General features: G+C 54.4%; 26 protein-coding genes. All 26 read right to left on the reverse strand.

Features of this window, described 5'->3' with window-relative positions; translation table 11 throughout:
• Positions 1–10: 10 nt before the first annotated feature.
• Entirely contained in the window at positions 11–400 is a 390-nt protein-coding gene (gene rpsK, locus LUU92_RS25830) for a 30S ribosomal protein S11 (protein WP_002555466.1), read from the reverse strand.
• A gap of 30 nt (positions 401–430) precedes the next feature.
• A complete protein-coding gene (gene rpsM, locus LUU92_RS25835; RefSeq protein ID WP_003194635.1) occupies positions 431–787 on the reverse strand; it encodes a 30S ribosomal protein S13 in 357 nt (118 codons plus the stop codon).
• 129 nt (positions 788–916) lie between these two features.
• Complete coding sequence (rpmJ, locus tag LUU92_RS25840) at positions 917–1033, reverse strand: 50S ribosomal protein L36 (protein WP_002555468.1); 117 nt, start codon at positions 1031–1033, stop codon at positions 917–919.
• Between the two features lie 28 nt (positions 1034–1061).
• Positions 1062–2390, reverse strand: coding sequence for a preprotein translocase subunit SecY (secY, locus tag LUU92_RS25845; protein WP_003176406.1), 1329 nt, complete (start codon positions 2388–2390; stop codon positions 1062–1064).
• On the reverse strand, positions 2391–2828 hold the full coding sequence (gene rplO, locus LUU92_RS25850; protein WP_003176407.1) for a 50S ribosomal protein L15: 438 nt from the start codon (positions 2826–2828) through the stop codon (positions 2391–2393). It abuts the gene before it with no gap.
• 3 nt (positions 2829–2831) lie between these two features.
• Positions 2832–3008: a 50S ribosomal protein L30 gene (gene rpmD, locus LUU92_RS25855; RefSeq protein WP_003176408.1), complete on the reverse strand. Its 177-nt coding sequence runs from the start codon at positions 3006–3008 to the stop codon at positions 2832–2834.
• Positions 3009–3010: 2 nt separating this feature from the next.
• Positions 3011–3511 (reverse strand): 30S ribosomal protein S5, encoded by a 501-nt coding sequence (gene rpsE / locus LUU92_RS25860; RefSeq protein WP_003176409.1) that lies wholly within the window; start codon positions 3509–3511, stop codon positions 3011–3013.
• 3 nt (positions 3512–3514) lie between these two features.
• Positions 3515–3865 (reverse strand): 50S ribosomal protein L18, encoded by a 351-nt coding sequence (gene rplR / locus LUU92_RS25865; RefSeq protein WP_003186037.1) that lies wholly within the window; start codon positions 3863–3865, stop codon positions 3515–3517.
• Between the two features lie 10 nt (positions 3866–3875).
• Positions 3876–4409, reverse strand: a complete 534-nt coding sequence (gene rplF, locus LUU92_RS25870; RefSeq protein WP_003194640.1) for a 50S ribosomal protein L6 — start codon at positions 4407–4409, stop codon at positions 3876–3878.
• Positions 4410–4421: 12 nt separating this feature from the next.
• The gene (rpsH, locus tag LUU92_RS25875; protein WP_010206883.1) at positions 4422–4814 is read right to left on the reverse strand and encodes a 30S ribosomal protein S8; all 393 of its coding nucleotides are present in this window, start codon (positions 4812–4814) and stop codon (positions 4422–4424) included.
• A gap of 206 nt (positions 4815–5020) precedes the next feature.
• Entirely contained in the window at positions 5021–5326 is a 306-nt protein-coding gene (gene rpsN / locus LUU92_RS25880) for a 30S ribosomal protein S14 (RefSeq protein ID WP_003176414.1), read from the reverse strand.
• A 13-nt stretch (positions 5327–5339) separates the two neighbouring features.
• Positions 5340–5879, reverse strand: a complete 540-nt coding sequence (gene rplE / locus LUU92_RS25885; protein WP_003194642.1) for a 50S ribosomal protein L5 — start codon at positions 5877–5879, stop codon at positions 5340–5342.
• 22 nt (positions 5880–5901) lie between these two features.
• On the reverse strand, positions 5902–6216 hold the full coding sequence (gene rplX / locus LUU92_RS25890; protein WP_003176416.1) for a 50S ribosomal protein L24: 315 nt from the start codon (positions 6214–6216) through the stop codon (positions 5902–5904).
• A gap of 11 nt (positions 6217–6227) precedes the next feature.
• The gene (gene rplN / locus LUU92_RS25895) at positions 6228–6596 is read right to left on the reverse strand and encodes a 50S ribosomal protein L14 (RefSeq protein ID WP_002555479.1); all 369 of its coding nucleotides are present in this window, start codon (positions 6594–6596) and stop codon (positions 6228–6230) included.
• Positions 6597–6619: 23 nt separating this feature from the next.
• On the reverse strand, positions 6620–6886 hold the full coding sequence (gene rpsQ / locus LUU92_RS25900; protein WP_003176419.1) for a 30S ribosomal protein S17: 267 nt from the start codon (positions 6884–6886) through the stop codon (positions 6620–6622).
• A gap of 2 nt (positions 6887–6888) precedes the next feature.
• Positions 6889–7080, reverse strand: coding sequence for a 50S ribosomal protein L29 (gene rpmC / locus LUU92_RS25905; protein WP_002555481.1), 192 nt, complete (start codon positions 7078–7080; stop codon positions 6889–6891).
• Entirely contained in the window at positions 7080–7493 is a 414-nt protein-coding gene (gene rplP, locus LUU92_RS25910; RefSeq protein WP_003176421.1) for a 50S ribosomal protein L16, read from the reverse strand. Before rplP ends, rpmC begins: the two co-directional genes overlap by 1 nt.
• Positions 7494–7505: 12 nt before the next feature.
• Positions 7506–8192, reverse strand: coding sequence for a 30S ribosomal protein S3 (rpsC, locus tag LUU92_RS25915; protein WP_003176422.1), 687 nt, complete (start codon positions 8190–8192; stop codon positions 7506–7508).
• Positions 8193–8205: 13 nt separating this feature from the next.
• Positions 8206–8538, reverse strand: coding sequence for a 50S ribosomal protein L22 (gene rplV, locus LUU92_RS25920; RefSeq protein WP_003103908.1), 333 nt, complete (start codon positions 8536–8538; stop codon positions 8206–8208).
• An 11-nt stretch (positions 8539–8549) separates the two neighbouring features.
• On the reverse strand, positions 8550–8825 hold the full coding sequence (gene rpsS / locus LUU92_RS25925; RefSeq protein ID WP_003232420.1) for a 30S ribosomal protein S19: 276 nt from the start codon (positions 8823–8825) through the stop codon (positions 8550–8552).
• Positions 8826–8841: 16 nt separating this feature from the next.
• A complete protein-coding gene (gene rplB, locus LUU92_RS25930) occupies positions 8842–9666 on the reverse strand; it encodes a 50S ribosomal protein L2 (RefSeq protein ID WP_003186055.1) in 825 nt (274 codons plus the stop codon).
• A 14-nt stretch (positions 9667–9680) separates the two neighbouring features.
• Positions 9681–9980, reverse strand: a complete 300-nt coding sequence (gene rplW / locus LUU92_RS25935) for a 50S ribosomal protein L23 (protein WP_002555488.1) — start codon at positions 9978–9980, stop codon at positions 9681–9683.
• Positions 9977–10579, reverse strand: a complete 603-nt coding sequence (rplD, locus tag LUU92_RS25940; RefSeq protein WP_003176424.1) for a 50S ribosomal protein L4 — start codon at positions 10577–10579, stop codon at positions 9977–9979. The genes rplW and rplD overlap by 4 nt, the downstream gene beginning before the upstream one ends.
• A 12-nt stretch (positions 10580–10591) precedes the next feature.
• Positions 10592–11227 (reverse strand): 50S ribosomal protein L3, encoded by a 636-nt coding sequence (rplC, locus tag LUU92_RS25945; protein WP_003194649.1) that lies wholly within the window; start codon positions 11225–11227, stop codon positions 10592–10594.
• Positions 11228–11308: 81 nt separating this feature from the next.
• The gene (rpsJ, locus tag LUU92_RS25950) at positions 11309–11620 is read right to left on the reverse strand and encodes a 30S ribosomal protein S10 (protein WP_003186070.1); all 312 of its coding nucleotides are present in this window, start codon (positions 11618–11620) and stop codon (positions 11309–11311) included.
• A 159-nt stretch (positions 11621–11779) separates the two neighbouring features.
• Complete coding sequence (tuf, locus tag LUU92_RS25955) at positions 11780–12973, reverse strand: elongation factor Tu (RefSeq protein ID WP_010206920.1); 1194 nt, start codon at positions 12971–12973, stop codon at positions 11780–11782.
• Positions 12974–12998 lie beyond the last annotated feature (25 nt).

The following is a 12998-nucleotide window of genomic DNA, read 5'->3' on the forward strand; positions in this document are numbered from 1 at the left end:
ATCTCCTGGATTACACGCGGCGCTTCTTCGGCGGACGGCACCCGTTGTGCGGGATTGGCGTCACGTCGGTGATGCTGGCGATCTTATAGCCACAGCCGTTCAAAGCACGGACAGCAGACTCACGACCTGGACCTGGACCTTTGACGTTAACGTCGAGGTTTTTCAGGCCGTATTCCAGCGCAGCTTGACCAGCACGTTCAGCAGCTACTTGAGCAGCAAACGGGGTGGACTTGCGGGAACCGCGGAAACCCGAACCACCGGAGGTAGCCCAAGAAAGCGCGTTACCTTGACGGTCGGTGATGGTCACGATGGTGTTGTTAAAAGAAGCATGGATGTGGGCGATGCCATCAACCACTGTCTTTTTAACTTTTTTACGAGGACGAGCAGCAGGTTTTGCCATGATAATTTTCCTGTCGATTCGCTGGGGCGATTACTTGCGGATCGGCTTACGCGGACCTTTACGGGTACGCGCGTTAGTCTTGGTACGCTGACCGCGTACTGGAAGACCACGACGATGACGCAGACCGCGATAGCAACCGAGGTCCATCAAACGCTTGATTTTCATGTTGATTTCGCGACGCAGGTCACCTTCAGTGGTGAACTTCGCCACTTCGCCACGCAGCTGTTCAATCTGCTCGTCGCTCAGATCCTTGATCTTAGCGGCTGGATTTACACCAGCGACTGCACAAATTTTCTGTGCAGTAGTGCGACCAACACCATAGATGTAGGTCAGCGAGATAACAGTGTGCTTGTTATCTGGAATGTTAACGCCTGCAATACGGGCCATTCAGTGGGACTCCAATTGACAGCTACCTACGCCCCGGAAGCCAAGAAATAGGGCGCGAGATAATATCGCTGTAATAACAAATAATCAACCCGGCAGCGCACTAGCTGCCGGGCTTCAAGCGGATCACACTCAGCCTTGGCGCTGTTTGTGACGCGGTTCCGCGCTGCAAATTACTCGAACAACACCTTCGCGGCGAATAATCTTGCAGTTACGGCACAGCTTTTTCACCGATGCACGAACTTTCATCACCAACTCCTCGAACCTTATGGGGTACTCAGCGCAACATGCCGCTGCCGTAGCCCTTCAGGTTGGCTTTCTTCATCAGGGATTCGTACTGGTGCGAAACGAGGTGCGATTGTACTTGGGACATGAAGTCCATCACAACCACGACCACGATCAGCAACGAGGTCCCGCCAAGGTAGAACGGAACGTTTGCTGCAACCACCAGGAACTGGGGCAACAAGCACACGGCCGTCATATATAGAGCACCGAACAGGGTCAAACGAGTCAGAACGCCATCAATGTAGCGCGCAGACTGCTCACCTGGACGGATGCCCGGAATAAAGGCACCGGACTTCTTCAGGTTTTCCGCTACGTCTTTCGGATTGAACATCAACGCCGTATAGAAGAAGCAGAAGAAAATAATCCCTGCACTAAACAGCAGAATATTCAACGGCTGACCAGGAGCGATCGACTGAGAGAGGTCCTGCAGCCAGCCCATATTTTCAGACTGACCAAACCAGGTACCCAACGAAGCCGGAAACAGCAAAATGCTGCTCGCGAAAATTGCCGGAATAACACCGGCCATATTCACTTTCAGCGGCAAGTGGCTGGTCTGCGCAGCAAAAACCTTACGGCCCTGCTGACGCTTGGCGTAGTGAACAGCAATACGACGCTGACCACGCTCAATGAACACCACAAAACCGATAATCGCTACTGCCAGCAAACCGATGGCAACCAAGGCAAAGATATTGATATCACCCTGACGTGCAGACTCGAAAGACTGCCCAATCGCTCTCGGAAGACCGGCGACGATACCTGCGAAAATCAACATCGAGATACCGTTGCCAACACCACGCTCAGTAATCTGCTCACCCAGCCACATCATGAACATCGCACCAGCCACAAACGTGGATACCGCGACGAAATGGAAGCCAAAGTCACCAGTGAACGCAACACCCTGCCCGGCCAGGCCAACGGACATGCCGATAGCTTGAACCAGGGCGAGGATGACAGTGCCGTAGCGGGTGTACTGGCTAATCTTGCGACGGCCAGCTTCACCTTCCTTCTTCAACTGCTCCAGCTGCGGACTGACGGCGGTCATCAGTTGCATGATGATCGATGCCGAGATGTACGGCATGATCCCCAGTGCAAAGATGCTCATCCGCTCCAGCGCGCCGCCGGAAAACATGTTGAACAAGCTAAGAATGGTCCCCTCATTCTGTCGAAACAGGTCTGCGAGTCGGTCCGGGTTGATACCTGGAACCGGGATGTGTGCGCCTATTCGGTAGACGATAATCGCCAGGAACAGAAAACGCAGACGAGCCCAAAGTTCAGACATACCGCCTTTGCCGAGCGCTGAGAGAGCACCTTGCTTAGCCATTTATTCCTCGAACTTGCCGCCAGCTGCTTCGATAGCCGAACGCGCACCCTTGGTGGCGCCGATTCCCTTGCCGATAGTGACAGCGCGAGTCACTTCACCGGACAGCATGATTTTCACACGCTGTACGTTGACGTTGATCACGTTGGCATCTTTCAGGGTCTGCACAGTAACGATGTCGCCTTCCACTTTAGCCAGCTCGGACAGACGCACTTCTGCGCGATCCATGGCTTTCAGGGATACGAAACCGAACTTAGGCAGGCGACGATGCAGCGGCTGTTGACCGCCTTCAAAGCCTGGAGCAATGGTGCCACCGGAGCGGGAGGTTTGACCTTTGTGGCCACGGCCACCAGTCTTACCCAAACCGCTACCGATACCACGGCCCGGACGATGCTTTTCGCGACGGGAACCCGGCGCTGGACTCAGATCATTGAGTTTCATCGATTAACCCTCTACACGCAGCATGTAGTAAGCCTTGTTGATCATCCCGCGATTCTCGGGAGTATCCTGGACTTCTACAGTGTGACCGATGCGACGCAGACCCAGACCTTTAACGCACAGTTTGTGGTTAGGGATGCGGCCGGTCATGCTTTTGATCAGCGTTACTTTAACGGTAGCCATGATCAGAAGATCTCCTTGACAGTCAGACCACGCTTGGCAGCGATGGACTCAGGAGATTGCATAGCTTTCAAACCTTTGAAAGTGGCGTGAACCACGTTAACCGGGTTAGTCGAGCCGTAGCATTTGGCCAGAACGTTCTGAACGCCAGCAACTTCGAGGACAGCACGCATAGCGCCGCCAGCGATGATACCGGTACCTTCAGAAGCAGGCTGCATGTACACCTTCGAAGCGCCATGGGCGGACTTCATTGCGTACTGCAGCGTGGTGCCGTTCAGATCAACTTGGATCATGTTGCGACGAGCAGCTTCCATTGCTTTCTGGATCGCAGCAGGCACTTCACGTGACTTGCCACGGCCGAAGCCAACACGCCCTTTACCATCACCTACCACGGTCAACGCGGTGAAAGTGAAGATACGGCCGCCTTTAACGGTTTTGGCTACGCGGTTAACTTGAACCAGCTTCTCAATGTAGCCTTCGTCGCGCTTTTGGTCGTTATTTGACATAACTTAGAACTCCAGCCCAGCTTCACGAGCAGCATCAGCCAGCGCTTTCACGCGACCGTGGTACTTGAAGCCAGAGCGGTCGAAAGCCACTTGCGAGACGCCAGCGGCCTTAGCACGCGTAGCGACCAGCTGGCCAACCTTTGTGGCCGCGTCGATGTTGCCGGTGGCACCATCACGCAGTTCTTTATCCAAAGTCGAGGCGCTTGCCAGGACTTTGTTGCCGTCGGCCGAGATGACCTGGGCGTAGATGTGCTGCGACGAGCGGAACACGCAGAGACGCACGACTTCGAGTTCGTGCATTTTCAGGCGTGCTTTGCGAGCGCGACGCAGTCGAGTAACTTTTTTGTCGGTCATTTGCTATGCCCTACTTCTTCTTGGCTTCTTTACGACGGACGACTTCGTCCGCGTAGCGCACACCTTTGCCTTTGTACGGCTCTGGTGGACGGAAGTCGCGGATCTCAGCGGCCACTTGACCTACCAGCTGCTTGTCGATGCCCTTGATCAGGATATCGGTCTGGCTAGGAGTCTCAGCAGTGATGCCCGCTGGCAGTTCGTAATCCACAGGGTGCGAGAAGCCAAGGGCCAGGTTCAAAACCGTGCCTTTTGCTTGCGCTTTGTAACCAACACCGACCAGCTGGAGCTTACGCTCGAAGCCTTGGCTTACGCCTTGGACCATGTTGTTTACCAACGCACGCGTGGTACCGGCCATTGCGCGAGTTTGTTGATCGCCATTGCGAGCAGCAAAACGCAGCTCACCCGCTTCTTCAACGATCTCAACGGACGAATGGATGTTCAGTTCAAGAGTACCCTTGGCACCCTTCACCGAAAGCTGTTGGCCTGCGAATTTGACTTCGACACCGGCTGGCAGCTTAACGGGGTTCTTAGCGACGCGAGACATGCTTATCCCCCCTTAGAACACAGTGCAAAGAACTTCGCCGCCGACACCGGCAGCGCGCGCAGCACGATCCGTCATCACACCTTTGTTGGTGGAGACGATAGACACGCCCAGACCGCCACGAACTTTCGGCAGATCTTCAGCGGACTTGTACTGACGCAGGCCTGGACGGCTAACGCGCTTCACTTCCTCGATGACCGAACGGCCTTCGAAGTACTTCAGCTCGATGGACAGCAGTGCTTTTACATCGCTGCTGATCTGATAACCCGCAATGTAGCCTTCGTCTTTCAGGACTTTGGCAACAGCAACCTTCAACTTGGAAGATGGCATGCTTACGACGGACTTTTCAGCCATCTGGGCATTACGGATACGAGTTAGCATGTCCGCTAACGGGTCCTGCATACTCATGGGCTAGACGCTCCTAATACAAAAAAATTAGCCTTGCGGCTACATATGTCGCCGAGAATCTCCGGGTAAAACACACGGGCTCAGGCGAGCCGCGTATTTTAGACACACTCCAGAAATGAAACAAGCCCCAAAAGGGGCTTGTTCCAGATTCAAGGTCACCGGCGGTCAGTATCTTGCGACATCGACCACCTGGACGCTGAAAGTACTTACCAGCTGGCTTTAACCAGACCAGGTACGTCACCACGCATTGCCGCTTCACGCAGTTTGTTACGGCCGAGGCCGAACTTGCGGTAAACGCCGTGTGGACGACCGGTCAGGCGGCAGCGGTTACGCATGCGCGAAGCGCTTGCATCACGTGGCTGCTTCTGCAGAGCAACTGTAGCTTCCCAACGCGCTTCTGGACTTGCGTTCAGATCAACGATGATTGCTTTCAGTGCTGCACGCTTCTTGGCGTACTTGGCAACCGTGAGCTGACGTTTCAGCTCGCGGTTTTTCATGCTCATCTTGGCCATGGTCCTACTCCAATCAGTTGCGGAACGGGAATTTGAAAGCACGCAACAGGGCGCGACCTTCATCATCGTTCTTGGCAGTGGTGGTCAGGGTGATGTCCAGACCGCGGAGAGCATCGATCTTGTCGTAGTCGATTTCCGGGAAGATGATCTGCTCTTTCACGCCCATGCTGTAGTTACCACGACCATCGAAGGACTTGGCATTCAGGCCGCGGAAGTCGCGAACCCGAGGCAGGGAGATCGACAGCAGACGATCCAGGAATTCGTACATACGCTCACGGCGCAGGGTCACTTTGACGCCGATCGGCCAACCTTCACGGACTTTAAAGCCAGCGATGGATTTCCGAGCGTAAGTCACAACGACTTTCTGGCCGGTGATCTTTTCCAGGTCAGCAACAGCGTGCTCGATGACTTTTTTGTCACCGATCGCTTCGCCCAAACCCATGTTCAGGGTGATTTTGGTAACGCGCGGAACTTCCATCACGTTCCCAAGCTTAAGTTCTTCCTTAAGCTTAGGGGCGATTTCCTTCCGGTAAATCTCTTGTAGTCGTGCCATGGTCTAATCTACCTAGCAGTGTTCAAGCATCAACCGCTTTTTGGGTCGACTTGAAGACACGAATTTTCTTACCGTCTTCTACTTTGAAACCAACGCGGTCAGCCTTGTTGGTTTCGCCGTTGAAGATGGCGACGTTAGAAGCGTCCAGCGGAGCTTCTTTCTCGACGATACCGCCCTGCACGCCCGACATCGGGTTAGGCTTGGTATGACGCTTGACCAGGTTCAGACCACCGATAACCAGACGGTTATTAGCGAGAACCTTAAGCACCTTACCGCGCTTACCTTTGTCTTTGCCGGCGATCACGATGATCTCGTCGTCACGACGAATCTTTTGCATGTCGGATCTCCTTACAGCACTTCTGGGGCGAGCGAGACGATCTTCATGAACTTCTCAGTACGAAGCTCACGGGTCACTGGCCCAAAGATACGGGTGCCGATCGGCTCTTGCTTGTTGTTCAGAAGAACAGCAGCGTTGCCATCAAAGCGGATAATGGAGCCATCAGCACGACGTACGCCGTGACGAGTGCGGACTACAACAGCAGTCATCACTTGGCCTTTTTTCACTTTACCGCGAGGAATTGCTTCCTTCACGGTAACTTTGATGATGTCACCGATACCAGCGTAACGACGATGGGAGCCACCCAGCACCTTGATGCACATAACACGGCGAGCGCCGCTGTTATCGGCCACATCGAGCATGGATTGAGTCTGAATCATATAATTTCTCCGACCCCTAGTCCTTAGACTTCCACAGCGCGTTCGAGAACATCAACCAGTGCCCAAGACTTGGTCTTGGCCAGCGGACGAGTTTCACGAATAGTGACTTTGTCGCCGATGTGGCACTGATTGGTTTCGTCGTGCGCGTGCAGCTTAGTCGAACGCTTAACATATTTACCGTAGATCGGGTGCTTAACGCGACGCTCGATCAGAACGGTGATGGTTTTGTCCATCTTGTCGCTGACAACACGGCCAGTCAGCGTACGGACAGTCTTTTCGGCTTCAGCCATGATCACTTACCTGCCTGCTGGTTGAGCACAGTCTTCACGCGAGCGATGTCACGCTTAACTTGCGAGAGCAGATGAGACTGCCCCAACTGGCCAGTTGCTTTCTGCATACGCAGATTGAACTGGTCGCGCAGCAGGCCGAGCAGTTGCTCGTTCAGCTGCTGTGCGGATTTTTCACGAAGTTCATTCGCTTTCATCACATCACCGTCCGTTTAACAAAGGAGGTGGCGAGCGGCAGCTTTGCAGCAGCCAGGGCGAAAGCCTCACGCGCCAGCTCTTCAGAAACACCCTCGATTTCATACAGGACTTTGCCTGGCTGAATCTGGGCTACCCAGTACTCCACGTTACCCTTACCTTTACCCATCCGAACCTCGAGAGGTTTTTTGGAGATCGGCTTGTCCGGGAATACACGGATCCAGATCTTGCCGCCACGTTTTACGTGACGGGTCAGAGCACGACGCGCTGACTCGATCTGACGAGCGGTGAGACGACCACGAGCTACAGACTTCAGCGCGAACTCGCCGAAGCTGACTTTGCTACCGCGCTGAGCCAGACCACGGTTGTGGCCTGTCATCTGCTTGCGGAACTTCGTACGCTTAGGTTGCAACATTTGGCGTACCCCTTACTTAGCAGCTTTTTTACGAGGCGCTGGTGCTTGTGGTTTCAGTTCTTCTTGGCGACCACCAATTACTTCGCCTTTGAAGATCCAAACCTTTACACCGATCACACCGTAAGTGGTGTGAGCTTCGTAGTTGGCATAGTCGATGTCGGCACGCAGGGTGTGCAGTGGCACACGACCTTCGCGATACCATTCAGTACGTGCGATTTCAGCACCGCCGAGACGACCGCTCACTTGGATTTTGATGCCTTTGGCACCAATGCGCATGGCGTTCTGTACAGCGCGCTTCATAGCGCGACGGAACATTACGCGACGCTCCAGCTGCTGAGCTACGCTCTGCGCAACCAGCATACCGTCGAGCTCCGGCTTGCGGATCTCTTCGATATTGATGTGCACAGGCACACCCATTTGCTTGGTCAGGTCCTGACGCAGTTTCTCAACATCTTCACCTTTCTTCCCGATAACGATACCTGGACGAGCGGTGTGGATGGTGATACGTGCAGTTTGCGCCGGACGATGGATATCGATACGGCTTACGGACGCGCTTTTTAGTTTGTCTTGGAGATACTCACGCACCTTCAGATCAGCGAACAAGTAGTCCGCATAAGTCCGACCGTCTGCGTACCAGACGGAGGTGTGCTCCTTGACGATTCCCAGGCGAATGCCAATGGGATGTACTTTCTGACCCATCTCTTCGACTCCGTTACTTGTCAGCAACCTTGACAGTGATATGGCAAGACCGCTTGACGATGCGATCAGCACGGCCTTTGGCACGTGGCATGATGCGCTTCAGCGAACGCCCTTCGTTGACGAAAACGGTGCTGACCTTCAGGTCATCAACGTCTGCGCCTTCGTTATGCTCGGCGTTGGCTACGGCCGACTCCAGCACTTTCTTCATGATCTCGGCGGCTTTCTTACTGCTGAAAGCCAACAGGTTGAGCGCTTCGCCCACCTTCTTCCCGCGGATCTGGTCGGCGACCAAGCGGGCTTTCTGGGCGGAGATTCGAGCGCCCGACAACTTAGCGGCTACTTCCATTTCCTTACCCCTTAACGCTTGGCTTTCTTGTCTGCCACGTGCCCACGATAAGTGCGGGTACCGGCAAACTCGCCTAGTTTGTGGCCGACCATGTCTTCGTTCACGAGAACTGGGACGTGCAAGCGACCGTTGTGTACAGCGATGGTCAGACCGACCATTTGTGGCAGGATCATCGAACGACGCGACCAGGTCTTAACTGGTTTGCGATCGTTCTTTTCCGCCGCCACTTCGATCTTCTTCAGTAGGTGAAGATCAATAAAAGGACCTTTTTTCAGAGAACGTGGCACTGTCGTATCCCTCTATTTACTTGCGACGACGGACGATCATTTTGTCGGTACGCTTATTACCACGAGTCTTCGCGCCCTTAGTCGGGAAGCCCCATGGCGATACCGGATGACGACCACCAGAGGTACGACCTTCACCACCACCGTGTGGGTGGTCAACCGGGTTCATGGCAACACCACGAACGGTTGGGCGAACGCCACGCCAGCGTTTGGCACCAGCTTTACCCAGCGAACGCAGGCTGTGCTCGGAGTTCGAGACTTCGCCCAGGGTCGCGCGGCATTCAGCCAGCACTTTACGCATCTCACCAGAACGCAGACGCAGGGTCACGTAGACACCTTCACGAGCGATCAGCTGAGCCGAAGCACCAGCGGAACGAGCGATTTGCGCGCCTTTACCTGGCTTCAATTCGATGCCGTGTACGGTGCTACCAACTGGAATGTTGCGCAGTTGCAGAGCGTTGCCCGGCTTGATCGGTGCCAGGGCACCTGCGATCAGCTGGTCGCCAGCGCTCACGCCTTTAGGGGCGATGATGTAGCGACGCTCGCCATCTGCGTACAACAGCAGAGCGATGTGAGCAGTACGGTTTGGATCGTATTCGATGCGCTCGACAGTGGCAGCGATGCCATCTTTGTCGTTGCGACGGAAGTCGACCAGACGATAATGCTGCTTATGGCCACCACCGATGTGACGAGTGGTAATGCGACCATTGTTGTTACGACCACCAGACTTCGATTTTTTCTCGAGCAGCGGTGCGTGAGGAGCGCCTTTATGCAGCTCCTGGTTGACCACCTTGACCACAAAACGGCGGCCAGGGGAAGTCGGTTTGCATTTAACGATTGCCATGATGCACCCCTTCCTTACTCAGCACTGCTGCTGAAATCGAGATCTTGGCCTGGCTGAAGGGAGATAACTGCCTTCTTCCAGTCATTACGCTTGCCCAGACCGCGAGCAGTGCGCTTGCTCTTACCCAGAACATTCAGGGTAGTAACACGCTCTACTTTCACGCTGAACAGGCTTTCGACGGCCTTCTTGATTTCCAGCTTGGTTGCGTCAGTTGCAACCTTGAAAACGAACTGGCCTTTCTTGTCAGCCAGAACCGTAGCCTTTTCGGAAACGTGCGGGCCAAGCAGAACTTTAAATACGCGTTCCTGGTTCATCCCAGCAGCTCCTCGAATTTCTTCACGGCCGACACGGTGATCAACACCTTGTCGTATGCGATCAGACTAACTGGATCGGAACCTTGCACGTCACGTACATCAACGTGTGGCAGGTTGCGAGCAGCCAGGTACAGGTTCTGATCAACAGCTTCCGACACGATCAAAACGTCGGTCAGGCTCATGTTGTTCAGTTTGCCCAGCAGATCTTTGGTTTTCGGGCTTTCAACAGCGAAGTCCTGAACCACGACCAGACGGTCAGTACGCACGAGTTCAGCAAGGATGGAGCGCAGAGCTGCGCGGTACATCTTCTTGTTGAGCTTCTGCGAGTGATCCTGCGGACGAGCTGCGAAAGTGGTACCGCCGCCACGCCAGATTGGGCTACGGATAGTACCGGCACGAGCACGGCCAGTACCTTTCTGACGCCAAGGGCGCTTACCGCCACCACGTACGTCGGAACGGGTCTTTTGCTGCTTGCTACCTTGACGGCCGCCGGCCATGTAGGCCACGACTGCTTGGTGAACCAGCGTCTCGTTGAATTCGCCGCCAAATGTCAGTTCGGAAACTTCGATCGCTTGAGCGTCATTTACATTTAATTGCATGTCAGCTTCCCCTTAACCGCGAGCCTTGGCCGCTGGACGTACAACCAGGTTGCCGCCAGTAGCGCCAGGAACAGCACCCTTGACCAACAACAGATTGCGTTCAGCGTCGACGCGCACTACTTCGAGGGACTGCACGGTCACGCGCTCAGCGCCCATATGACCGGACATTTTTTTGCCCTTGAATACACGACCAGGAGTCTGGCACTGGCCAATAGAGCCCGGGACGCGGTGGGAAACGGAGTTACCGTGAGTGTTGTCTTGGCCACGGAAATTCCAACGCTTGATCGTACCCTGGAAGCCTTTACCTTTGGACTGACCGGTTACATCAACCAGTTGACCAGCAGCGAAGATTTCAGCGTTGATCAGATCGCCAGCCTGGTAGTCGCCGTCTTCAAGACGGAACTCCATAACGGTGCGACCAGCTGCAACGTTTGCTTTAGCGAAGTGGCCTGCTTGAGCAGCAGTCACACGCGAAGCACGACGCTCGCCGACAGTGACTTGCACTGCACGATAGCCATCGGTTTCTTCAGTTTTGAACTGGGTGACGCGATTCGGCTCGATCTCAATGACCGTGACCGGAATGGAGACACCTTCTTCGGTGAAAATACGGGTCATACCGCATTTACGACCGACTACACCAATAGTCATGTTGTAAACCTCATGAGTGTACGGGGCTTTCACCCGCTATGGCCGCCCATTTCAGAGCGTTACACGACTAAGACCCGAGTCTTAGCCGAGGCTGATCTGTACTTCCACACCGGCCGCCAGATCGAGCTTCATAAGTGCATCAACGGTTTTATCCGTTGGCTGGACGATGTCCAGTACGCGCTTATGAGTACGGATCTCGTACTGGTCACGCGCGTCTTTGTTGACGTGCGGGGAGACCAGAACGGTGAACCGCTCTTTACGGGTAGGCAGTGGAATTGGACCACGCACTTGAGCACCAGTACGTTTCGCGGTTTCCACGATTTCCTGGGTGGATTGGTCGATCAGGCGATGGTCAAAAGCCTTCAACCTGATACGGATTTGCTGATTTTGCATTGGATTTCAGACTCCGGCTGCTATTCCCACCGGGCGCAATGCGCCCGTTAAAAGGAGGCGCAATTCTATAGACGCCCCCGATGGGTGTCAACCCAATAAAAAAGGCCCCCGCTAAGCGGGGGCCTTCTCAAAAAAACCGAGCTATCTCAGAAGAGATAATTACTCGATGATTTTAGCTACAACGCCAGCACCAACGGTACGGCCGCCTTCACGGATAGCGAAGCGCAGACCGTCTTCCATTGCGATAGTTTTGATCAGGGTAACAGTCATTTGAATGTTATCGCCTGGCATTACCATTTCAACGCCTTCTGGCAGTTCGCAGTTACCGGTCACGTCAGTAGTACGGAAGTAGAACTGTGGACGGTAGCCCTTGAAGAACGGAGTGTGACGACCGCCTTCTTCCTTGCTCAGAACGTAAACTTCTGCGGTGAACTTGGTGTGAGGCTTAACCGAACCTGGCTTAACCAGAACCTGGCCACGCTCAACGTCGTCACGCTTGGTACCACGCAGCAGAACACCGCAGTTCTCGCCAGCACGACCTTCGTCGAGCAGCTTACGGAACATTTCAACACCGGTGCAGGTGGTGACGGTAGTGTCACGCAGACCAACGATTTCCAGTGGATCTTGAACGCGAACGATACCGCGCTCGATACGACCAGTCACAACAGTACCGCGACCGGAGATCGAGAATACGTCTTCGATTGGCATCAGGAACGGCTTGTCGGTCAGACGAACTGGTTCTGGGATGTAGCTGTCCAGAGTCTCAACCAGTTTACGAACGGCAGTGGTGCCCATTTCGTTGTCGTCTTTGCCTTCCAGAGCCATACGAGCAGAACCGATGATGATCGGAGTGTCGTCACCTGGGAAGTCGTAAGTGCTCAGCAGATCGCGCACTTCCATCTCAACCAGTTCCAGCAGCTCAGCGTCGTCTACCAGGTCAGCCTTGTTCAGGAAAACCACGATGTACGGAACGCCTACCTGACGGGACAGCAGGATGTGTTCACGGGTTTGTGGCATCGGACCATCAGCGGCCGAGCAAACCAGGATCGCGCCGTCCATCTGGGCAGCACCAGTGATCATGTTCTTCACGTAGTCAGCGTGACCTGGGCAGTCAACGTGAGCGTAGTGACGAATAGTCGAGTTGTACTCAACGTGAGCGGTGTTGATGGTGATACCACGAGCTTTTTCTTCTGGTGCGCTGTCGATCTTGTCGAAGTCAACACGAGCCGAACCGAAAACTTCGGAGCAGACGCGAGTCAGAGCAGCGGTCAGAGTAGTTTTACCGTGGTCAACGTGGCCGATGGTGCCAACGTTTACGTGCGGTAGGGAACGATCAAATTTTTCTTTAGCCACGACAATTAACTCCTTGCCTAAAGGA

Origin of the sequence: Pseudomonas extremorientalis, from assembly GCF_024584605.1 — a bacterium.
Lineage (GTDB): Bacteria > Pseudomonadota > Gammaproteobacteria > Pseudomonadales > Pseudomonadaceae > Aquipseudomonas > Aquipseudomonas extremorientalis.